General features: G+C 60.0%; 19 protein-coding genes. 7 read left to right on the top strand and 12 right to left on the bottom strand.

Annotated features, from left to right (window positions below; genetic code table 11):
* Positions 1-5: 5 nt before the first annotated feature.
* The 3 genes from HG264_RS12235 to HG264_RS12225 form a co-directional block, all read right to left on the bottom strand.
* Positions 6-1,202, bottom strand: a complete 1,197-nt coding sequence (locus tag HG264_RS12235) for an acyl-CoA dehydrogenase family protein (RefSeq protein ID WP_169407946.1) — start codon at positions 1,200-1,202, stop codon at positions 6-8.
* A gap of 152 nt (positions 1,203-1,354) precedes the next feature.
* Positions 1,355-3,448 carry a 3-hydroxyacyl-CoA dehydrogenase NAD-binding domain-containing protein gene (locus tag HG264_RS12230; protein WP_169407945.1) on the bottom strand — a complete coding sequence of 698 codons (2,094 nt, stop codon included), beginning with the start codon at positions 3,446-3,448 and terminating at the stop codon, positions 1,355-1,357.
* A 203-nt stretch (positions 3,449-3,651) separates the two neighbouring features.
* Positions 3,652-4,443: an IclR family transcriptional regulator gene (locus tag HG264_RS12225; RefSeq protein WP_169407944.1), complete on the bottom strand. Its 792-nt coding sequence runs from the start codon at positions 4,441-4,443 to the stop codon at positions 3,652-3,654.
* A gap of 307 nt (positions 4,444-4,750) precedes the next feature.
* On the opposite strand from HG264_RS12225, the gene HG264_RS12220 reads away from it, so the two are divergent.
* Positions 4,751-6,376, top strand: coding sequence for an AMP-binding protein (locus HG264_RS12220; protein WP_169407943.1), 1,626 nt, complete (start codon positions 4,751-4,753; stop codon positions 6,374-6,376).
* Positions 6,373-7,050, top strand: coding sequence for a crotonase/enoyl-CoA hydratase family protein (locus HG264_RS12215; RefSeq protein WP_169407942.1), 678 nt, complete (start codon positions 6,373-6,375; stop codon positions 7,048-7,050). The genes HG264_RS12220 and HG264_RS12215 overlap by 4 nt, the downstream gene beginning before the upstream one ends.
* 44 nt (positions 7,051-7,094) lie before the next feature.
* Here the strand turns inward: HG264_RS12215 and HG264_RS12210 are convergent, their stop codons facing one another.
* From HG264_RS12210 to HG264_RS12195, 4 genes are all read right to left on the bottom strand, one after another.
* The gene (locus HG264_RS12210; protein WP_169407941.1) at positions 7,095-7,577 is read right to left on the bottom strand and encodes a YbhB/YbcL family Raf kinase inhibitor-like protein; all 483 of its coding nucleotides are present in this window, start codon (positions 7,575-7,577) and stop codon (positions 7,095-7,097) included.
* 93 nt (positions 7,578-7,670) lie between these two features.
* Positions 7,671-7,967 carry a hypothetical protein gene (locus tag HG264_RS12205; RefSeq protein WP_169407940.1) on the bottom strand — a complete coding sequence of 99 codons (297 nt, stop codon included), beginning with the start codon at positions 7,965-7,967 and terminating at the stop codon, positions 7,671-7,673.
* A gap of 171 nt (positions 7,968-8,138) precedes the next feature.
* The gene (locus tag HG264_RS12200; RefSeq protein WP_169407939.1) at positions 8,139-9,338 is read right to left on the bottom strand and encodes a 3-oxoadipyl-CoA thiolase; all 1,200 of its coding nucleotides are present in this window, start codon (positions 9,336-9,338) and stop codon (positions 8,139-8,141) included.
* Between the two features lie 4 nt (positions 9,339-9,342).
* Positions 9,343-10,857, bottom strand: a complete 1,515-nt coding sequence (locus HG264_RS12195; protein ID WP_169407938.1) for a 3-hydroxyacyl-CoA dehydrogenase — start codon at positions 10,855-10,857, stop codon at positions 9,343-9,345.
* A 220-nt stretch (positions 10,858-11,077) separates the two neighbouring features.
* Between HG264_RS12195 and HG264_RS12190 the strand changes: the two genes are divergently transcribed.
* The 5 genes from HG264_RS12190 to HG264_RS12170 all read left to right on the top strand — a co-directional run bounded on the left by HG264_RS12190 (position 11,078) and on the right by HG264_RS12170 (position 16,186).
* Positions 11,078-11,506: a PaaI family thioesterase gene (locus HG264_RS12190; RefSeq protein ID WP_169407937.1), complete on the top strand. Its 429-nt coding sequence runs from the start codon at positions 11,078-11,080 to the stop codon at positions 11,504-11,506.
* 10 nt (positions 11,507-11,516) lie between these two features.
* A complete protein-coding gene (locus tag HG264_RS12185) occupies positions 11,517-12,860 on the top strand; it encodes a hypothetical protein (RefSeq protein ID WP_169407936.1) in 1,344 nt (447 codons plus the stop codon).
* 10 nt (positions 12,861-12,870) lie between these two features.
* Positions 12,871-13,683 carry a bifunctional DNA-formamidopyrimidine glycosylase/DNA-(apurinic or apyrimidinic site) lyase gene (mutM, locus tag HG264_RS12180; RefSeq protein WP_169407935.1) on the top strand — a complete coding sequence of 271 codons (813 nt, stop codon included), beginning with the start codon at positions 12,871-12,873 and terminating at the stop codon, positions 13,681-13,683.
* A gap of 158 nt (positions 13,684-13,841) precedes the next feature.
* Positions 13,842-14,180, top strand: a complete 339-nt coding sequence (locus HG264_RS12175; RefSeq protein ID WP_150301690.1) for a multidrug transporter — start codon at positions 13,842-13,844, stop codon at positions 14,178-14,180.
* Positions 14,181-14,248: 68 nt separating this feature from the next.
* Positions 14,249-16,186, top strand: coding sequence for a Na/Pi cotransporter family protein (locus tag HG264_RS12170; protein ID WP_169407934.1), 1,938 nt, complete (start codon positions 14,249-14,251; stop codon positions 16,184-16,186).
* Here HG264_RS12170 and ggt read toward each other — a convergent pair.
* Genes ggt through HG264_RS12145 form a run of 5 tightly spaced genes read right to left on the bottom strand, consistent with a single transcriptional unit; the run spans position 16,183 to position 20,894 of the window.
* Positions 16,183-17,868, bottom strand: coding sequence for a gamma-glutamyltransferase (ggt, locus tag HG264_RS12165; protein WP_169407933.1), 1,686 nt, complete (start codon positions 17,866-17,868; stop codon positions 16,183-16,185). The two genes, HG264_RS12170 and ggt, sit on opposite strands and share 4 nt — an antisense overlap.
* Before the next feature lie 4 nt (positions 17,869-17,872).
* Entirely contained in the window at positions 17,873-18,124 is a 252-nt protein-coding gene (locus HG264_RS12160; protein ID WP_169407932.1) for a YfhL family 4Fe-4S dicluster ferredoxin, read from the bottom strand.
* A gap of 42 nt (positions 18,125-18,166) precedes the next feature.
* A complete protein-coding gene (gene coaD, locus HG264_RS12155; RefSeq protein ID WP_169407931.1) occupies positions 18,167-18,646 on the bottom strand; it encodes a pantetheine-phosphate adenylyltransferase in 480 nt (159 codons plus the stop codon).
* A gap of 52 nt (positions 18,647-18,698) precedes the next feature.
* A complete protein-coding gene (locus HG264_RS12150; protein WP_169407930.1) occupies positions 18,699-20,345 on the bottom strand; it encodes a GMC family oxidoreductase in 1,647 nt (548 codons plus the stop codon).
* A 21-nt stretch (positions 20,346-20,366) separates the two neighbouring features.
* Complete coding sequence (locus tag HG264_RS12145; RefSeq protein WP_169407929.1) at positions 20,367-20,894, bottom strand: twin-arginine translocation pathway signal protein; 528 nt, start codon at positions 20,892-20,894, stop codon at positions 20,367-20,369.
* Positions 20,895-20,906: the final 12 nt, after the last annotated feature.

Here is a 20,906-nt window from a genome sequence, read left to right as displayed (position 1 = left end):
GCTCCTTAAAGTTCGAGAATCATTTTCGAGACGATGTTCTTCTGGATCTCGTTGGATCCGCCGAAGATCGACAGTTTGCGCATGTTGAAGTAGATGGAGGCCAGCGACGGGCTGTAGTCTTCCAGCAATACTTCGCCTTCGTAACCGTATTCCATTTCTTCCGGCAGGAAGGGCAGGGCGTACGGGCCGATGGCCTTGCGCAGCAGATTGGTGATCGCTTGGCGGATCTCGGTGCCCTGAACTTTCAGGATCGAGCTTTCAGCGCCGGGAACGCCGCCTTCAGAGGCCGCTGCGACGATACGCAGGGTGCTCATCTCGGCAGCCATCAGTTGCATCTCGATCTCGGCGATCTGCGTGCGGAACAGCGTGTCTTCGATCAGCGGCTTGCCATTTTTCTGCTGCTTGCTGGCAACGCGCTTGAGGTGACGCATGGCTGCCTTGGAAGAACCAATGCCGGCCAGACCGGTACGCTCGTGAGTCAGCAGGTACTTGGCGCAGGTCCAGCCCTTGTTCTCTTCACCGACCAGGTTCTCGACCGGTACCTTGACGTCATCGAAGAAGACTTCGTTGACTTCATGGTCGCCGTCCAGGGTGATGATCGGACGCACGGTAATACCCGGCGTCGCCATGTCGATCAGCAGGAAGGAGATGCCGCGCTGCTGCTGCGCTTCGGGATCGGTACGGACCAGACAGAAGATCCAGTTGGCGTGCTGGCCCAGGGTGGTCCAGGTCTTCTGACCATTGACAATGTAGTGGTCGCCATCGCGCACGGCGCGGGTCTTCAGCGAGGCCAGGTCGGAACCGGCGCCCGGCTCGGAATAACCCTGACACCACCAGTCTTCACCGGACAGAATGCGCGGCAGGTAATGTGCCTTCTGCTCTTCTGTGCCGAACTTGATGATTACCGGAGCAACCATGTTCACGCCGAAGGGGATGGTGCGCGGCGCGCCGGCAGCAGCAGACTCTTCATCAAAGATGTGCTTTTCAACGGCGCCCCAGGTGGTGCCACCGTGCTCAACCGGCCAGCCCGGAGCGTACCAGCCCTTGGCGGACAGAATTTTCTGCCAGCGCTGATGGTCTTCCTTGGACAGGTGCTTGCCCAGCTTGACCTTGGCTGCGATGTCGGCTGGCAGCTCGTTTTTCAGAAATTCACGCACTTCGTCACGGAAGGCGAGCTGTTCAGGTGAGTAATGGATATCCATGTGTGGTCCTCGTTGTAATCGGTCCGGCAACTGCTGCCTGGCTTGACGACGTCGAAACCGGGCGCGAATGCATATCTGCGTGAGCAAATGATGATTCGGCCCGGTTACCCGTCAGGCTGAGCAGCGGTGCTCCCGGGATCCTCAATAGTTATTCAAAGATCAGCGAACTTGCGGCCTTCTTTAGCCAGCTTTTCCAGCAATGGAGCCGGTTTCCACCAGGCGCCGAGTTTTTCATGGAACTCGCTTATCTTCGCATAGACGCGATCCAGGCCAATGCTGTCGGCATAGTACATGGGGCCGCCCTGGTAGGCCGGGAATCCGTAGCCGTTGAGATAGATAACGTCGATGTCGCTGGCGCGTTGGGCGATGCCTTCCTCGAGAATCTTGGCACCCTCGTTGATCAGCGCGTACAGGGTGCGCTCGAGAATGTATTCGTCGCTCAGCTGCTGGCGCTCGACACCCTGCTCCTTGGAAGCGGCTTCGAGAATCGGCGGCAGATCAGGGTTTTCCAGTGGTGTGCGTGAACCCTTCTCGTAAACATAGAAACCCTTGCCGGTCTTCTGACCCAGCATGCCGGCCTCGGCCATCTTGTCCAGAATCGCTGGCAATTTGTACTCGGCGGGCAGCGTTTCGCGCTGACGGGTGCGGATCGCCAGACCAATATCCAGACCGGACAGGTCACGCATCGCGAAGGGACCCATGGCCATGCCGAACTTGCGCAGCGCGCCGTCGACCTGAGCAGGAGTAGCACCTTCTTCCAGCAGGAACTCGGACTCGCGGCCGTATTGGAAAACCATGCGGTTACCGACGAAGCCATCGCATACGCCAACCGGAACCGAGACTTTCTTGAGTTTCTTGCCGACAGCCATCGCAGTTGCCAGCACGTCGTTGGCAGTTTTCTCGCCACGGACGACTTCCAGCAAGCGCATGACGTTCGCCGGGCTGAAGAAGTGCAGACCGACTACGTCCTGGGGACGCTTGGTGAATTCGGCAATCTTGTTCAGGTCCAGCGAGGAGGTGTTGCTGGCCAGGATAGCGCCCTGTTTGCAGTTGGCATCCAGTGCTTCGAAGACCTTCTGCTTGACGCCCATCTCTTCGAATACGGCTTCGACTACCAGGTCAACGTCAGACAGATCGGCATAATCGGTTACGCCCTGGATCAGCTCGAGACGCTTGTTCATGGCGTCTTCGGTCAGGCTGCCGCGCTTGACGCTCATCATGTAGGTATCGCGGCAGCGCTCCATGGCCTTGGCTTTGGCGTCTTCGCTGATTTCCAGCACCTTGACCGGAATGCCGGCATTGGCAAAGCACATGGCGATGCCGACGCCCATAGTGCCGCCACCGATCACGGCTGCCGACTTGACGTCGCGGACCGGGGTGTCCTTGGGCAGGTCATTGATCTTGGAGGCCTGACGCTCGGAGAAAAATGCATGAACCAGCGCGCCGCGCTGCGGGGAAACCAGGCACTCGCCGAACAGTTCACGCTCGCGCTTGAGGCCTTCCTCGAGGGGCAGTGTGAAAGCGGCCGCGACAGCAGAAACACACCGTTGTGGTGAGAACAGGCCGGGCGTCTTCTTCTCGATTTCTGCACGTTTGGCCGCTACTGCAGCGGCGTTGTCGACACCTTCCAGCTTGTCGGTACGCTCGCCGGTACGACGGGCACCTTTACCTTCGGCAATCAGCTTCTCTGCGTAGGCGATACCGGCAGCTTGCAGGTCGCCTTCGATCAGTTCGTCAATAACACCGAGTTCATGGGCTTCGGCGGCACCAATCGGGTTACCACTGACAATCATGTCCAGAGCCTTGGGCACACCGACCAGGCGAGGGAGGCGCTGTGTACCGCCGGCACCCGGCAGCAGGCCCAGCTTCACTTCAGGCAGACCGACCTTGGCGCTCTTCACGGCAATGCGATAGTGACAGCTGACTGCCACTTCAAGTCCGCCACCCAGGGCGGTGCCATGGATAACGGCAACGCTTGGCTTGTTGCCGGCTTCAATGCCGTTGACTACTTCAGGCAGGCTGGGTGACTTCGGCGGCTTGCCGAATTCCTTGATGTCGGCTCCGGCCATGAAGGTGCTGCCTTCACAGACCAGTACGATCGCCTTGACTTGCGGATCGGCCTCGGCGGTTGCGAAGCTGTTTTGCAGGCCTTCACGAACAGCAATACCCAGGGCATTGACCGGTGGGTTGTTGACTCTGACGACTGCGATAGCGCCGTGTCGTTCCAGGGTGACCACGTCCGACATGCTGAACCTCCGTTCTGGTGAATCGTTATGGTTTCACTATGCGGAATAATGAAACCAAGTTTCGCTATGCAAAATACAAAAAAAGAATCTGTTTGTCGATGATTGAAGAAGCGAAATGTGGATCGCTGATACAGGGTCATCGATAAGCAGACATACCGACCCCTCGCCGCGATTTTAGTGCGACGCAAGGCAAATGCTGTTCGTCAGACGCCGAGCCGCTCGATATCCCGTGCGAGCATCTCCAGCTGATGGGCCAGTTGATTCTTGACCTTCTCAGCCGGTACCAGATAGGTCGGCGCGCCGCAGGTCAGGACCATGATGGTGCCGTCCTGCAGGAATAACGGCACGCCGGCGGCGTTCACGTTACGGTCCCAATCGCCGAGCGACAGGCAGAAACCATAGGCTTCGTATTCTTCCAGCGCTGTCGCCACGCGACGCTCGATATCCGGCCAGGTGTCCGGATGACGGTTGGCCAGAGCGGTCAGCACGTGGGCGCGCTCTTCTTCCTTCATCGCTGCGAGATAGGCGCGCCCTGCGGCAGTGGTCCCCAGCGGCAGACGAATACCGACATCCATACGCAGCGAGGTGGCTTCGGCAGGCCGGCAGTTTTCCACGTAGATCATCGACAACCGGTCACGGCAGGTCAGGCCTACCGAGGTGTTGGTGCTACGTGCGAACTCATCCATATACGGCTTGGCCAGCTGACGCACGCGCAGATTCGACACATAGGCATAACCAAGGGCCAGGACGCCTGAATCAAGTTGATACTTTTCCAGCTGCGGCGAGTAGCTGAGATAACCAAGTTTGGTGAGGGTATAAGTCATGCGGGAAACGGTGGGCTTGGGCAGGCCGGTGATGCGAGCGATATCCTGATTGCCCATGACCACGGTGCCCTGGCTGAACGCGCGCAGCACATCGAGGCCGCGCGATAGCGCCTCGACAAATTTGCGATCCTTGACTGCTGGTTCCTGGATTGATTGCGAATCTTCGTTCATGGCGCTTTATTACCCTTTAAGCGTCTTGGACATTGGTCTGCTGTACGTTCCGTACGTGGACAGGAAGTCAGAGATACCCTGCTAGGAACCGTCCGGCGGCACACGCAAGCACTGCCCAACGGAGCAAATATTCAATGTCCGGCTGTTTTTGTTGTCTCGATGCTCTGAGCAATTGAGCCGGTGTGGCCGAGCAACGATGTATGCGTCGTTGCCTGATCATTGCACACTCACTTTGGATAGAATAGCATCTTTTTGGTATTCGGTTCCGCAGTGCAAAATAACAGTCCAAAAAAATAAAGAGGCTCTGATGTCGATATCTGCTCATTCCGTCGTCGATACCCAGCTGGCGCAACTCGGCCACACCACCATCTTCGATGTGCTTGAAAAAGCGTGTCAGGACTACGGAAACAAGCCGGCATTCTCTTGCGGTGAAGACACCCAAACCTTCATCGAGCTCAGGGCATCTTCCGATGCCTTCGCACGCTACCTCAGGCATGGCATTGGGCTCGAACCAGGCGACCGCCTTGCTATCCAGCTACCCAACCTGCTCCAGTACACCGTGGCCATCTTCGGTGCCATGAAAGCCGGATTGGTGATCGTCAATACCAACCCGCAGTACACGCCGCATGAAAGCCGACACCAGTTCGCCGATTCAGGCGCAAAGGCAGTTGTTATTCTCGACAAGCTAGTCCCGGTGCTGCGCGGCATTCAGGGTGACACCGAGATTGAGCATCTGATCGTCACCAGTGTCGACGACTTGCAGAATCCGGTGTATGACGCCGATGAGCCTGACGTGACGCGCTTTCAGCAGGCGCTGCGGCTGGGTGAAGGTTTGCCCGAGGTGCAGACCGGGCGCGGTCTGGATGATCTGGCCTTGCTGCAATACACCGGAGGCACAACAGGCGTATCCAAGGGCGCGATGCTGACGCACCGCAATATCCTGAGCAACGTTATTCAGGCGACTAGTATCCTGCGTGAAGGCGAAGTGGAATACGGCAACGAGGTGCGGGTGTCACCGCTACCGCTCTACCATATCTTCGCCTTTACCGCGAACTGCATCGGCTCCGTGTCTACAGGCTTCCACAGCGTCCTGATTACCAATCCGCGTGATCTAGACAGCATGATTGCCGATATGAAGCGCCGCCCCATCACGCTACTCACCGGCATCAACTCGCTGTTCATTTCCCTGATGGCGCACCCCGAATTCGACAGCATCGATTTCAGCCGTCTCAAATGGGTGAATTCCGGCGGCGCGCCGTTGAATACCGAGATCGCCAAGCGTTGGCTGCAGCGCACCGGGAGCGTGGTGCGTGAGGGATACGGACTAACCGAAACCTCGCCGGCGGTCATCGCCTCCTCTGCCTACACGCCGTATAAGGAAGGCTTCGTCGGCCGCGCCTTGATCGATACCGAGATGAAGACCGTGGATGATGAGGGGCGCGAAACCCCCAGAGGAGAGCCAGGGGAGGTGCTGATCCGTGGGCCGCAGGTGATGCAAGGCTATTGGCAGCGTCCCGAAGAAACCGCTGCGGTGTTTACCGCTGATGGCTGGTTGCGCACGGGTGACGTCGGCCTGATTGACGAAGAAGGCTTCCTGAAACTGGTCGATCGCAAGAAGGACATGATTCTGGTGTCCGGTTTCAACGTGTATCCGAACGAAATCGAAGAGGTCGCCATGCAGCATCCCGCCATTCGTGAATGCGTCGCCGTGGGCGTGCCGGATGAGAAGAAGGGCGAGGCGATCAAACTTTTCGTCAGCCTCAGCGACACCAGCGTCGGCGAGGCAGAAATCATCAGCCACTGCCGTGAAAAACTGACCAGTTATAAAGTGCCCAGTACCATTGAAATCCGTGACGACCTGCCGAAGTCGACGGTAGGCAAATTGCTGCGTCGGGTGCTGCGGGACGAGGCGCGCGCCGGAGCCGAATCATGAGCGCGTTGACGCTTAGCATCAAGAAGGGCGTAGCGGAGATCACGCTGGACGACGGCAAGGCCAACGCGTTGTCGCTGGCCATGCTTGAGGCGTTGCTCAAGGCGCTGGACGAAGCGGCGGCCGCCGATTGCGCCGTATTGATCAGCGGAAGGCCGGGGATATTCAGCGGCGGCTATGATCGCAAGCTGATCGATGCCGGCGGCCCTGAATGCGATGCCATGCGGGCGGCCGGCGATCGCCTGACAATGGCCATGCTGGATTTCCCTGCGCCACTGGTCATTGCCAGCACCGGTCACACCATGGCCAAGGCCGCATTCATGCTGCTTCTGGCTGATTACCGCATCGGCATCGATGGCCCGTTCAAGACTGGTCTTAACGAGGTGGCGATTGGCATGACCATGCCTGACGCAGCCATGCCGCAGGCCCGGGCGCGGCTGAACCCCGGCTGGCTCTCGCGTTGCGCATTGCAGTCCGAAATCCTGACTCCGCAGCAGGCTGTGCAGGCAGGCTTCTATGATGAGCTGGTCAGCGCTGAGCAGTTGCTTGATCGCGCACGGGAGAAGGTTCAGAGTCTGGCGAGGTTGGACCGTAAGGCCTATCGGGAAACCCGGCGATTGATGAATGAGCCGCTGAGGAAAGAGCTGGCAGGCGCCCTCAAAGGACGCAACGCCTAGCATTGCCCGCCGGTGAGCAAGCTCGCCGGCGGGGTGCAACGGCTTCAGCCGCGCTGATAGGTGCCAATCAGGCGGTTCATTGCCAGCGTATGAGGTTCAACCTTCTCAAGCAATTCCCACATGCTGAGGCCTTCGGGCAGGTTCAACTCGGCATCGAGCGCCAGCACCCAATAGTAATAATGATGGCGGCCGTGGCCTTCGGGTGGCATCGGTCCCTTGTAGCCGTTTTCACCGAAGTTATTCGTACCCTGGGTGTAGTCTGCGCAGCCTTCAGGCAGCGAATTCACCTCGCCCGGAATGTTGTACAACGTCCAGTGCACGAAGCCGTAGGTGCCGTTCGGCGAGACCAGCGGGGCGTCAGGGTCATGGCAGATAATCGCATATGACTTGGTGCCCGCCGGCGGGTTGCTCCAGCTCAGCGCCGGGGAAACGTCTTGCCCCTCGCCGGTATGCTTGGTCGGAATCGCGCCGTGCTGTTCGAAGGCGCTACTGGTCAGTTGCAGATCGGTGGAAAGGGCGAATCCCATGATTGTCTCCTCTGATGAAGTTGATGCCTTCGCATAGGTTGTTCTATGCGGACTCTCATTTGTGCTCTCGGTTCAGGCGTGCTGCACCGCGGCTCAGCGTACCAGCGCGCTCAACAACCAGAGCCCGAGCAGAATCCAGATGACCCCACTGATGAAGCGTTTGCGCATCAGTGAGCGCACTCCGCTGTATAGCAATAACAGGCCGATAATGACGGCGCCGATACTCAGCCAGCTGCTGTCGACGCCCAGCGTGCGCGCAAACCCATTGATGAATGCCGCGCTGGCGGTGCTGAGCAGATCGAATATCCAGGTGAGGCTGTCGATGACGATGCGCACCAGGCTGCCCAGCACTTCGCCGAGCCATTCGAAGGGGTTGGAAGCTATTTGCATCTGCGATACCGGGTTGATCAGAAGCGCTCACGATACCAGAAGCGCCGGAAAATTCGATGCCGCCATGTCACGCCTGGCAGCCAGAAAGCAAACAGCCAGACCGCCGATCTGGCAGGTCTGGCTGTTTTGGCGCTCCGCATAACGCTCAACGGAGAGATCAGATCAAGCGTTTCAGACGCGTTCGATGACGGCTGCGACGCCCTGACCCAGGCCGATGCACAGGCTGACCAGTGCGTACCGCTTTCCGGTGCGCTCAAGCTGGCGCAGGGCGGTCAGCGTCAGACGCGCGCCGGAAGCGCCCAGCGGATGGCCTACAGCAATGGCGCCACCGTTGGGGTTCAGGCGTGGATCATCAAAGGCGATGCCCAGCTGCTTGGCGCAGCCGAGGACTTGTGAAGCGAAGGCCTCGTTGATTTCGATCACGTCCATATCGTCGAGGGTCAAGCCAGCGCGGGACAGAGCCTTCTTGCACGCTTCAACCGGGCCCAAGCCCATGACGCGTGGCGCCACGCCGGACACAGCACCGGCGAGTATGCGTGCGCGCGGCTTGATGTCGTACTTCTGGCCGATTGCTTCGCTGCCGATGATCAGTGCAGCGGCACCGTCGTTGACCCCGGAGGCGTTGCCGGCGGTTACCACGCCGTCTGCTGACAGCGGACGCAAGCCGGACAGCGCCGCCATGTCGCTACTTGGACGCGGGTGCTCATCCTGATCGACGACCTTGTTGGGCTTCTTGCGGCCCTGGGGTACTTCGATCGGCAGGATCTCTTCGGCGAAGAAGCCTTCGGCGCGGGCTTTCTCATACAGCGCCTGGCTGCGCGCAGCGTAGGTGTCAGCTTCTTCACGGGTAATACCCAGATCAGCCGCTACGTTATCAGCCGTCTGCGGCATGGTGTCGTCACCGTACTCGGCTTCAACCTTGGGGTTGGGGAAGCGCGCACCGATGGTGCTGTCGAACGCGCGGAACTCGCGGGAATAGGGGCTCTCGCTCTTGGCAATGACAAAGGGCGCACGGCTCATGCTCTCTACGCCACCGGCGAGGAACAGATCACCTTCGCCGACCTTGACCGCACGGGCAGCATCGAGAATGGCCGCCAGGCCGGAACCGCACAGACGGTTAACCGTGACGCCGGCCACTTCCTGCGGTAGTCCAGCCAGCAGACCGGCGTGGCGCGCTACGTTGCGAGCGTCTTCGCCGGCCTGGTTGGTGTTGCCCATGACCACGTCTTCATAGTCATTGCCAGCGAAGGGGTTACGGGCGACTACGGCGCGAATCACATCGGCCAGCAGGTCATCGGGTCGCACGGGAGCCAGTGCGCCGGCGTGGCGGCCGAAAGGGGAACGCAGGCCATCATAAATATAGGCAGTCATAGGATTACTCCTGGAAGTCGGGGGCGGTTAAGGGCAGGTCGAGCTGAACGCGCCGACGCAGCCAGGGGCTTGGCCGGTAACGCGGTTCGCCATAAACGGCCTGGAGATTGTTCAGTGCAGTCAGAATACGCAGCTTGCCGTAGTGCTCACCAAAGGCAAGTGGGCCTTTAGGATAACCCAGCGCCAGCTGAATGGCGCGGTCGAGCGTTTCCGGTGTGGCAATACCTTTCTGCGCGATTTCTGTCCCGAGGTTTACCACGCTGGCGATGAGTCGCTGGATGATGAAGCCCGGGGAGTCATTGATCAGCTCCACAGGCACGCCGTCTGCGCCGAGCGCCTGACGCGCCTGAGCGACGATGTTGGCATCTGCGGCGGGCTGGCGCATCAGCGTACGGCGCTTGTCCCAGTCAGCGAAGCAGTCGATCGCCAGGGTGCGCTCAGCCGGCAGGCCGAGGCGGATCAGGGCGCTGGTGCAATCCTCACCCAAAGGGGTTACCAGGCAGATGGCCTCGTCGCTGGGCTGATTGCTGTCTTCCAGCGTAGCGCCGGCGGCGGACAGCGCCGCGTGCACATTGCTGCGGACTGCGTCGTCATCGGTATGCAGCCAGAACGGGCGGTTGATCAGCACGGTCTCGGGAGCGGCTTCCTGAGGCTCGATTTTCTGACCATCCTCGTAGCGATAGAAACCTTGCCCGGTCTTGCGACCCAGCAGGCCGGCCGCAACGCGCTGCGCCGCCATGAAGGATGGCGTGTAACGCGGGTCGTGGTAGAACTGCTCGTACACCGATTCCATTACCGCGTGGGATACATCCAGACCGGTAAGGTCGAAGAGTTCAAATGGCCCCATGCGGAAGCCAGGGCCGTCGCGCAGGATACGATCGATCTGCTGCGGCGTGGCAATGCCTTCGCTGAGGATGCGCAACGCTTCGGTACCGAAGGCGCGACCGGCATGGTTGACCAGGAAACCGGGGGTGTCGGGCGTGATCGCAGGGAAGTGGCCCGCGGTGTTGGCCAGATCGACCAGACCCTGAATGTAGCGTTCGTCGGTGCGCTCTCCCCGCACGACTTCAACAATCTTCATCAGGGGAACGGGATTGAAGAAATGGAAGCCGGCGACGCGCTCGGGCTTGTTGCAGGTGCTGGCGATACGGGTGACGGACAGCGAGGAGGTGTTGGTGGCCAGTACGCAATCGTCACGGACGATGGCTTCGAGCTGATCGAACAGCTTTTGCTTGACCTCGAGAATCTCGACAATCGCCTCAATAACCAGATCGCAATCCTTGAGCTCTTCGAGGGTTGCCGCAGGCTGCATGCGCCCCATGGTGGCCTCGAAATCCTGCTCGCTGAGCTTGCCCTTGGCTACAGAGCGCTGCAGCAGGTTGCGGTTGAATGCCAGTGCGTCGTCGATTGCCTCTTTGCGCGTGTCGTACAGCAGCACTTGCTGGCCGCTGGTGGCAAACAGCTGGGCAATTCCGCGACCCATGGCACCGGCGCCGATTACGCCAATCCGGTTGAACATGCAATGTCTCCTCGTTTACCCTGCATTCCGCAATGCGGAACGATATTTCGTTTGAAGGTGCGAGAGATTAAATCCTGCGCTAAGCGAGCGCAAGTTCACTGGTCGCGCCTGTTTGGCCCAGTGTGAGCGGGCAGTCTGCGTGGCGGGACAATTTTATGACCGATTGGTCAGCCGTGCTGAATGGTATCAATCAAACCAAGAAAAGTAAGGGTGGCATTTAATGGATCAGGATCAACGGCAAGCAGTCGCACGGTCAGTGACCGGATTCTTTCAGGACCTGGGTGCAGAGCTGATCGAGTACTCGGAAGGCAGGGCGGTCGTTGCGCTGACCCTGACAGAGCGGCACATGAATAATGCCAGCAATCTGCACGGTGGCGTAACGGCCAGCCTGCTGGATATCGCAATGGGCCTGTGCGGCACCTGGGCCCCCACCTCCGACGAGCGCCGGGTCGCCATCACGCTTTCCATGAATGTCAATTTCTCTGCAACCGCGCCAGTGGGAACCCGGGTTCGCGCGGTTGCGACCTGTCGCAGCGCCGGGCACAAGGTGTTTATGGCCGCCTGCGACCTGCTCGACGAGAACGACAAGCTGATCGGTTTCGGTGAGGGTGTCTTCAAGAAGGGTCTGTATCGCAAGGATCTGCCTTGAGTCGCTGGCAATGATTTCCGGATTGTTGCCCCTGGGTGTCGGGCTTGAGCTGGCCGCACTGGTCAGCCAGCAGAAGCCCTTGAGCTGGCTGGCTGCATTGGTATTTGGACTATATTTTTGCCTGCGATTCGGCCGCCTCAATCCCTATCCGCGCTGGCTGGGCATCATCACTCTGGGGTTGCTGCTGGCGGTCGTTTTCGGTGTTCAGGCCGACCCGGCGCTATGGCCGCGGCTTGCCAGTTCGGCCGCCTACTACACCAGTTTTCTCGGCGCACTGGGTCTGATGCAGTTGCTGGCCCGGCGTCTGCAGCCGTTGCGGCAGCTACACAAGATGCTGCTTTCCGGTCCGACCTCGATTCTTTATCCACGCTATGTCCTCACCGCCGCCAGCATCGGCTCAGTGCTCAATTTCGGCATGATGAATCTGCTGTGCGGCACGCTCAAGGAACACCTGCAACGTTATCCGCTGACCGAACAGGAGCAGCGTGACGGACTGCGCAGCGTGATGGTGACGACGCTTCGCGGTTTTGCGCTGGTGCCTCTGCTGGCACCCACCAGTATCACCATCGCGATTATTTCGCGGGAGATGCCTGATATTTCCTGGGCAGACCTGTTTCCATACGGTCTGGCGGCGACGCTGATGATGGTGGTCGCGGGATGGCGACATGAAACCCGTGGTCTGAAGCGCCTGCGTGACACCATTGGTGATGACAGTAAGACCGACGGCATGTGGCCGCTGGTGCTGGGAAGCTTGCTGGGACTCGCCGCCATGGGCACGCTGGCTTACCTGACCATACTCACCGCTTCGCAGTCGGCAATGGTGCTGGTACCGCTCGGCGCGGTGGGCTATCTGCTCTGGCGTGACCGCGCGCCCAAGGCGGCCTGGCGGGAAGTCACCGAGAATATGGTCAGCATGCACAATGAGATGTTCATCTTCGGCTGTGCTGCGGTCCTGGGTGGGTTGCTTGGCGCGGCCGCACCGTTGGGCGACTTTGCTGCGTGGTTGGCTCAGGCTCCGAAATACAATGTCCTGCTGGCGGTGGCGAGCCTGTTCAGCACCATCCTGCTCGCTGCCGTAGGCGTTGCGCCTATCGTATCGCTGTCACTGATTGCGGGCCTGCTGGCGCAACTGGCGGCACTGGGCGTGCCGATCCTGACGCCGGCGGTGGGCCTGATGTGCGGTTTCTCCCTGGCCATGATCTTTTCGCCGTTTGGCCCCTCCACTCTGATACTGGCGCGCTATAGCGGCGAAGCGCCGGTGCGGGTGGCTTTCGTCTGGAACGCGCGGTTCGTGGCCACGGTCATGCCGATGCTGTTGCTGCTAATATTTGCCACCTATTGGCTACACATCTGAGCAGGGCCCCATGCCTGAACTCCCTGAAGTCGAAACCACGCGTCGCGGTATTGCTCCGCATCTGGAAGGTCACCGGGTTACGCGCCTGATAGTGCGCGACCGGCGCCTGCGTTGGCCGATTCCGGAAGATCTCGCCATTCAGATTGAAGGGCAGACATTCATGGCGGTACGCCGGCGCGCGAAGTATCTGCTGATGGATATAGGCGGCGGCACGCTGATCAGCCATCTCGGCATGTCCGGCAATCTGCGGCTGGTGCCGGTGGATACGCCTGTGCTCAAACATGAGCATGTGGATATCGAGCTGGATTCCGGATTGGCGCTACGTTACACCGACCCGCGGCGCTTTGGCGCCATGCTCTGGCAGCGTGCCGGGGAGCTGCACCCGCTGCTTGCCACCCTCGGGCCGGAGCCCCTGTCCGATGCGTTCAATGGCGACCGGCTGTACCAGTGCTCTCGTGGTCGCAGCATGGCGGTCAAGCCGTTCATCATGGATAACGCCGTCGTTGTTGGCGTCGGGAATATCTATGCCACCGAAGCGCTGTTTGCCGCCGGAATTGATCCGCGACGCGAGGCGGGACGTATCAGCAGGGCGCGTTACCAGCGTCTCGCCGAGGAAATCAAGAAGGTTCTGGCGTTCGCCATCGAACGTGGCGGCACGACGCTCCGCGATTTCATCGGTGGCGATGGCAAGCCTGGCTATTTTCAGCAGGAGTTGTTTGTTTACGGGCGGGCGGGCCAGCTGTGCAAGGTTTGCGGTATGACACTGAGCGAGACCCGCCTGGGACAGCGTAGCTCGGTGTTCTGCCGTGGCTGTCAGCGTTAAAAGCTCTGCAGGCCTGAAAAAACGGGTATTTAGTGAATTGTACCGCCCGGATTCCGAAATTAGCCGTTAAGGCCTACAATGCAGAGTGAACGGTACCCGGGAAGGGTTGCCGGCATGATAAAAAAACGCCTATCGGGCCACAAACCAGGGACTTAATTATGCGCCTGTTACGTCATACCACAGCTTTAATGGCCGGCTTGCTGCTGGCTGGCAGTGTCGCGGCTGCTGATCAATCATTTGGATACAAGGAAGAGGTCAACAACCCCGGAATTTTTGCCATGGTTGGTGATCTGATCATTGCCCGGCCGTTATTGCTGGGCGTCACGGCTGTGGGCACTGCGGCGTTCGTTGTCAGCCTTCCGTTCACTGCTCTGGCTGGCAATACTGCCGAGGCCGGACAGGAGTTGGTAGTCCGTCCGGGACGCGAAACCTTCATGCGTTGCCTGGGCTGCACCAAGAGCGGCTACGGTCGCAAGCAGCAGGACGAACGCTTCTGATATGAACCCTGGCGAGTCGGACGACAGCCAGCAGGTTGTCGATCCGATCGTTGGATCATGGGAGTTCAATGCGTACTTTTCTGAAGCCGGGCTGGCTACCGGTCGCCCTGCTGGTTTTACTGATTCTCTTTTTCCTGAAGATTGAGCTCGCCACCCTCGCCGCAGGGGTCGCCCTGTTCATCATGGGCATGCGCCATCTTGAAGATGGGTTTCGGGCCTTCACCGGCGGCGCACTCGAGCGCTGGCTATCCAGAAGCACCGATCGGCTATGGAAAAGCCTGGCCTTCGGTTTCACCAGTACCGCCCTCGTTCAATCCAGTTCCCTGGTAACCCTGCTCAGCATTGCCTTTCTAAGCGCCGGTCTCATCAGTCTGATGGCGGGGATCGGCATTGTGTTCGGCTCGAATCTGGGTACCACAACGGGCGCCTGGCTGATCGCCTTGGTGGGCTTGAAGGTCGATCTGGCTTCGGTGGCTATGCCACTGCTGGTATTTGGCGTGATGCTCGGACGTCGCGCCGAAGCGCACTGGAAAGGCATTGGCCAGGTTCTGCTCGGCATTGGCCTGTTGTTTTTCGGCATCGATCTGATGAAGGCCGGCTTCGCCAGTTTCGAAGGCGTGCTTAACCTTGATAGCTACGCGTTCTCCGGCTGGCTCGGGGTCATCATCTATGTGTTACTGGGTCTGCTGGCAACGGTGCTGATGCAATCCAGTCATGCCACGCTGATGATAACGCTGGCTGCGCTGGCCAGTGGTCAGTTGGCTTACGACAATGCGTTGGCGATGGCTATAGGTGCCAATCTGGGCACGACTGTTACAGCCCTGATCGGCGCGCTCGGCAGCAATAATGCCGGTCGGCGATTGGCCGCTGCGCATATCCTGTTCAATGGCGTCACGGCGGCGATAGCCTTGCTCATACTCCCGCTCTTGGCTCGCAGCGTTGATTCGATCGCGTATGTGCTGGGCATCGCCGACGATGCTTACACGCTAAAGCTGGCGTTGTTCCATACGCTGTTCAATCTGCTCGGGCTGGTCATCATGCTGCCCTTCATTCCGGTGATGATAAAGATGCTGATGCGCTGGTTTCCCGAGGGGGTTCCTGTGGGCAGTACCGAGATCAAGCCCTCCGTACTCAGCAATCAGCCACGGGCGCGGGCGCTTTACCTGAACGATTCGGCCCTGATGCACGCAGACACTGCGCTCAAGGTACTGGATCAGGAATTGCTGCATCTGGCAGCCCTGACACGGCAGGTGATTGCGGCATCGACCTATCTTCCTCCGGCAGTTTTACTTGGCATGCCGCGCAGGCAGCTGCATGAGGCGGTACGCGCGCCCGTCGCGGCGGCCCAGCGCGAAAACGCGGATGTTCTCTACGAGCGGCATATCAAGGGCGTGTATTCGGATATCGTCGATTTCATCAGCCGCATGGATATTTCGCTGCTGCCTGAACAGCAACAGGTGCTGATGGAACATAACCTGGCGGGGCGCGACCTGGTCGAGGCGGTCAAGGCGGCCAAGCATCTGCAGAAGAACCTGCGCAAACAGCTCGATGACGCCCCGCCTGTGGTTTATGCGGCATACGCTGTGCTTCGCGAGCAGTGCGGCCTGGCTTTGTTGGCGCTCGGTCGGCTCGAGGATATTCAAGGGGATGCAGCCGCTCAGGCGGAGCTCTTCTACGAATATGAGAAAGACGGAAAGCTGTTCTCCGCAGAATTCCAGAAGGGCGTCCAGCTACAACTGCGCAACCGTGAACTGGATGGTTGGCAGGCGACTTCGCTGCTCAACGATATGCACTATCTGATGGACATTCGGCGTCATCTGGCGATGGCTCACACCGCGTTAGCCGCGCGGGGAGAGGTGGTTGAGCAGGTTATCGTGCCCTATGAACCGGAGCCGGTCGAGGTCGAACAGCCGCAAAAGCGCGAGCGGCCGATCAAGGCCAAGGCCAAGCCTCTTACTAGGAAAAACCGCAAGGGCGGACGAGAGCGGATAGAGCCCTCACTCTAGTCTTTGTTGAGCGGATGCCTGACCTGCGCTGCACCGACCCCACGGGGGTCGCTTGCGGCGCTCACTTCCCCCTTGCGCTTGTCCCATTCCAGCGCGTGCATATCGCCATAGCGCCGGCCGGCAGGTTCGACCCGGTGGCCAAGCTTTTCCAGTTCAGCCTGCTCCTTTGCCGTGAAGGCATTGTCTTCGACCTGAATCCGGTCAGGCAGATACTGATGGTGAAAGCGCGGCCGGCTGACCCAGCGCTCTACCGGCTGCTGATTGATGGCTTCCAACGCCCCAAGCAGAACCATGGTAATGATACGGCTACCCCCCGGAGTGCCCAGCACCGCCAGGCGTGAATCGTTCTCCAGCATGGTTGGCACCATACTGGACAGCGGACGCTTGCCGGGGGCGATGGCGTTGGCTTCGCCGCCGGCCAGCCCGTACTCGTTGCGCCCGATCGGATCGGCTGCAAAATCGTCCATTTCGTTGTTCAGCAACACCCCGGTGCCGGGCACGGTGAAGGCCGCGCCGAAGGGCAGGTTGATGCTCAAGGTTGCCGAGACGGCGTTGCCTTCGGCATCCATTAACGAGAAGTGCGTGGTGTTGGTCCCTTCACTGAACAGTTTAGGTACACCCAGTTCAGTACTGGGTGTCGCGCGCTCAGGGTCAATCGTAGCGGCGAGTCGCTCGGCGTATTCTCTGGAGATCAGCCGCGCAACCGGCACCTCGACGAAATCATCGTCACCCAACAACAGAGCGCGGTCGCGATAGCTGCGACGCATCATCTCGACGATATTGTGCGTCCAGGCCACCGAGCCGTGTTGCGTCGCGGGCAGGCTTTCCACACCCTGAAGTATGGTCGCCAGAGCAATGCCTCCCGCCGACGGAAGGGGCGCGCTGATGATCTCCATGCCATGGGAGTGAAAGCGAATCGGTTCGCGTTCTATGACCTGATAGGCGTCCAGGTCAGCTTGCTGCCAGATGCCGTTCGCTGCCTCTATTCCCTTGAGCAGCTGCGCTGCAACGGGGCCGCGATAAAATCCGTCACGGCCCTTGGCGGCGAGTTGCCGCAGTGTTTGCGCCAGCTCTGGCTGTTTGATCACCTCACCTTCGGCGGGCAGTTCTCCGTTGCGTAGGAACAATCGAGCGGTTTCGGCGTCGCGGCGCATCGCCTCAATACGGAAACCACCCAGCATGCGATACCGATCAGTGACGGCAAAGCCCTGCTCAGCCGCCTCGATGGCGGGTGCCAGGCTTTGACTCAGCGGTAATCGGCCGTACCGCTCGGCCAGGTGCACCAGCGCGGCGGGAAGGCCCGGGATACCGGCGGCCAAAGGGCCGTTCAGCGCAGGATCACGCTGCACGACGCCTTCGGTATCGCGGTACAGATCTCGGCCTGCCTTGAGCGGGGCGGTTTCGCGCGCGTCGATGAAACGGTATTCGGCATTCCCGCCGTCGGGCTGGCGCAGCAGAAAGAACCCGCCGCCGCCAATGCCGGAGCTATAGGGTTCGACCACACCGAGTGTGGCAGCGGCAGCAACGGCGGCGTCGAATGCATTGCCGCCCTCGTCAAGAATGCGGTGGGCGGCCTCGGTGGCGGCAGGATCGGCAGTAGCGACTGCCTGTTGGCCAGGCAGGGGAGCCGCCTGGATCGTGAATGCCAGCAGCAGGGCTGGCAGCAGAAACAGGCGGTGCACGGATTTAAGCCGTGCCGACGAGGATCTGATACTTCTCCATCAGTTCCTCACGGCTTTCGACATTGTTCGGGTCCAGCGGAATGCAATCTACAGGGCAGACCTGCTGACACTGCGGCTCGTCAAAATGCCCAACGCACTCGGTGCACAGGTTCGGATCGATCACATAGATCTCATCGCCCTGTGAAATGGCATTGTTCGGGCATTCCGGCTCGCAGACGTCGCAGTTGATGCAGTCGTCAGTGATGATCAGAGACATGGAACCAGGCACTCCTACATGATGGTGCGTTAGGGTCTGAGCCTAGGCATTATAACGCTTGAGCAGGGCCTCATTGACTACGGGGTGAACGAATTTGGTGACATCACCTTTCAGGCTGGCAATCTCACGCACCAGCGTTGAGGAGATGTAGGAGTATTTTTCCGAAGGCGTCAGGAACAGGCTCTCGACTTCCGGTGCGAGGACGCGATTCATGTTGGCCAGCTGAAATTCGTACTCGAAATCCGACACCGCGCGCAGGCCGCGCAGGAGGACATTGGCATTCACCTCGCGGGCAAAATGCGCGAGCAGCGTGGAAAAGCCGACTACTTCGACATTGGGCAGATGCGCCAGGACTTCACGGCACATGCCGACGCGCTCGTCGAGGGAAAAGGCAGGGTTTTTCTTGCTGCTGACCGCAACCGCCACGACCACCTTATCGAACATCTTTGCCGCGCGCTCGACCAGATCGGTATGGCCCTTGGTGATGGGGTCGAATGTGCCGGGATACAATACGGTGTTCATTGGCGGTTTGCCTTTTCGTGAGTGCTAGAAGGGGCAAATGGTAGCCTAATGCTTATCCATGGCCAACCGTTGAGCCGCTGCTTTGGTCGGTTGGCGCCGCGCTGGCAGGCCCGCTCAACTGAGTCGCCAGCTGCGTCGCCAGCTTCGCTGTGAGCGCATAGACCGACAACTGTGGATTGGCGCCGATACTCGTCGGAAACAGTGACCCATCAAATATCGACAGGTTGCCCAACTGGTGATGGCGGCCGCGGCTGTCGGTGACTGAGCGGGAAGGCTCCTCGCCCATCGGGCAGCCGCCCATAACGTGGGCGCTGGCCAGCCGCACATCATGAATCGCATAGCGCAGCCCGTTGACCTGCTCGCGATAGGCCCTCCAGCTGGTGCTGAATTCGCCCTGACTGTGGGCCGGTGCCACCGCAGTCGCCCCCGCTGCAAACTGAATCTCGCCCATCGCCAGATAGGCCCGGCGCGCACCGTCCCAGAGATAGTCGTTGAGCGGGTAATCGAGCACGGGTGTGTGATCTTCGCGCAACATGACAACGCCGCCCTGGCTCTGCTCATGAAAACCGTCGCGCAGCAACGCAATGATCAGATTACTGTGGGACAGCTTGTGCATGCGCTGCAGGTTGACGATGCCGTGGCCGCCCAGCAGGCTGGAGGTAATGCTCGGTTGCATGGGCGGCACTTCCAGTTTGAAACCCATTGGCCCACTGGCTCCGTCAGACCACTGGAACTGGTCGGAGTAGATCGACTGCGGCGCGCCGTAAAAGCCATTGATCGGTTCATCAAACTGCGCTGTGCTGAAATTGACCGGGTGCAGGAAGGTGCGTTTGCCGACCAGGCCGTGCGGGTCAGCTGCGCCGGAGCGCAGCAGCAGGGCGGGGCTGTTGATTGCGCCGCCGGCGAGCACGATATGTTTGCCGCGCACTTCAATTCGCTGGCCAGATGCGCGGGTCAGCTCGGCATTCATCGCCCGGCATTGCACGCCGGTGACGCGATCGCCCTGAATCAGCAAACGCTCGGCGCGGGCGCGGTGAATCAGCGTTGCGCCCCGTTTCAAGGCGGCGGGGATAGTCGTCACCAACATCGATTGCTTGGCGTTGGTCGGGCAACCCATGCCGCAATATCCGAGATTCCAGCAGCCTCGCACGTTGCGCGGAATAACCGCCTGGTGCCAGCCCAGCTCCTCGCAGCCCCTGCGTATGACATCGTTATTGGCGTTGGGTGATTCCGCCCAGGGCGCGACGCCGAGGCGCTGCTCCATGCGTTCGAACCAGGGCGCCATACTCGCGGTATCGATACCTGTCACGCCATGCTCGGTATGCCAGTGAGCCAGCGTCTGGTCAGGGGTGCGAAAACTGCTGGTCCAGTTGACGGTCGTGCTGCCACCGACGGTACGGCCCTGCAGGATGCCGATGCCACCGTCCTTGCTGGCACGCGCTGCGCCTTCCTGATAAAGCTCGGCATAACCGTTGGCTTCGTTATTGTGGAAGTCGCTGGAGGTGCGCAGAGCGCCTTCCTCGATCATCACCACTTTGAAGCCTGCTTCAGCAAGAATTTCCGCGCTGGTGCCGCCGCCTGCGCCAGTCCCGACGATGACCACATCGGCCTCAAAAATGGCGTCCCGTTGGAGGCTGCTGGCGTCCAGTACATCCCAGCCCTGTTCAATCCCTTCGAGGAATACGTCTGCTACAGGCATGACTCAAGTCCCTTTGATGTGTCAGATGACTGGCGGACCGGGATACCCGGCGGCCTCCCACGACTGCGGCAAGGCATACCAGCTCATCAACAGCAGCTGGCCCAGTGCCTTGTAACCCAGTCGCAGCATCTCCAGCCGGCTATCGCGCCAGCGCTGCAGAAAGCTTTCGATTTCGGCCGGGCTGGCCTGATCAATACTGCCCCAGATACCTGTCAGCGGACCGCGGGTGGGCGCGAAGCTAAGCAGCCCCAACAAATGCAGGACGTCCTTCTGCGTCTGTGCAGAGCTATGGGCCAGGGTATAGTCGACCTGACGAACAGAGGCCTGGATTGCGTCGTCGTCCAGGTTGGAATGCGGGCCGACAAAGGCCGGGAAAAGCACTGCCAGGACCGGCAGGTCGACACTGCGCAGAACCTGCATGCCGGTATGCGGCTGCTCGGGCGTGGAGCCGGTGAGGGTGGCTACCAGGCCCGCCGTAGACAGCGCGATACTCGCGCCGACACCGAGCTTTAATAGACTCCGGCGACTGAGCCGGACTGAGTGGGTCATCCTTTTCCCTTC

Source organism: Pseudomonas sp. gcc21 (genome assembly GCF_012844345.1).
GTDB lineage: Bacteria > Pseudomonadota > Gammaproteobacteria > Pseudomonadales > Pseudomonadaceae > Halopseudomonas.
The sequence above is the reverse complement of the archived record's forward strand: the minus strand, read 5'-3'. Positions and strand labels throughout refer to the sequence as shown.

Coding starts and splice junctions, on each gene's coding strand:
- HG264_RS12145 (WP_169407929.1), bottom strand. CDS start 20,894: ATGACCCACTCAGTCCGGCTCAGTCGCCGGAGTCTATTAAAGCTCGGT.
- HG264_RS12205 (WP_169407940.1), bottom strand. CDS start 7,967: ATGCAAATAGCTTCCAACCCCTTCGAATGGCTCGGCGAAGTGCTGGGC.
- HG264_RS12220 (WP_169407943.1), top strand. CDS start 4,751: ATGTCGATATCTGCTCATTCCGTCGTCGATACCCAGCTGGCGCAACTC.
- HG264_RS12230 (WP_169407945.1), bottom strand. CDS start 3,448: ATGTCGGACGTGGTCACCCTGGAACGACACGGCGCTATCGCAGTCGTC.
- coaD (WP_169407931.1), bottom strand. CDS start 18,646: ATGAACACCGTATTGTATCCCGGCACATTCGACCCCATCACCAAGGGC.
- HG264_RS12190 (WP_169407937.1), top strand. CDS start 11,078: ATGGATCAGGATCAACGGCAAGCAGTCGCACGGTCAGTGACCGGATTC.
- HG264_RS12215 (WP_169407942.1), top strand. CDS start 6,373: ATGAGCGCGTTGACGCTTAGCATCAAGAAGGGCGTAGCGGAGATCACG.
- HG264_RS12235 (WP_169407946.1), bottom strand. CDS start 1,202: ATGGATATCCATTACTCACCTGAACAGCTCGCCTTCCGTGACGAAGTG.
- HG264_RS12150 (WP_169407930.1), bottom strand. CDS start 20,345: ATGCCTGTAGCAGACGTATTCCTCGAAGGGATTGAACAGGGCTGGGAT.
- HG264_RS12195 (WP_169407938.1), bottom strand. CDS start 10,857: ATGTTCAACCGGATTGGCGTAATCGGCGCCGGTGCCATGGGTCGCGGA.
- HG264_RS12225 (WP_169407944.1), bottom strand. CDS start 4,443: ATGAACGAAGATTCGCAATCAATCCAGGAACCAGCAGTCAAGGATCGC.
- mutM (WP_169407935.1), top strand. CDS start 12,871: ATGCCTGAACTCCCTGAAGTCGAAACCACGCGTCGCGGTATTGCTCCG.
- HG264_RS12170 (WP_169407934.1), top strand. CDS start 14,249: ATGCGTACTTTTCTGAAGCCGGGCTGGCTACCGGTCGCCCTGCTGGTT.
- HG264_RS12210 (WP_169407941.1), bottom strand. CDS start 7,577: ATGGGATTCGCCCTTTCCACCGATCTGCAACTGACCAGTAGCGCCTTC.
- HG264_RS12200 (WP_169407939.1), bottom strand. CDS start 9,338: ATGACTGCCTATATTTATGATGGCCTGCGTTCCCCTTTCGGCCGCCAC.
- HG264_RS12185 (WP_169407936.1), top strand. CDS start 11,517: ATGATTTCCGGATTGTTGCCCCTGGGTGTCGGGCTTGAGCTGGCCGCA.
- HG264_RS12175 (WP_150301690.1), top strand. CDS start 13,842: ATGCGCCTGTTACGTCATACCACAGCTTTAATGGCCGGCTTGCTGCTG.
- HG264_RS12160 (WP_169407932.1), bottom strand. CDS start 18,124: ATGTCTCTGATCATCACTGACGACTGCATCAACTGCGACGTCTGCGAG.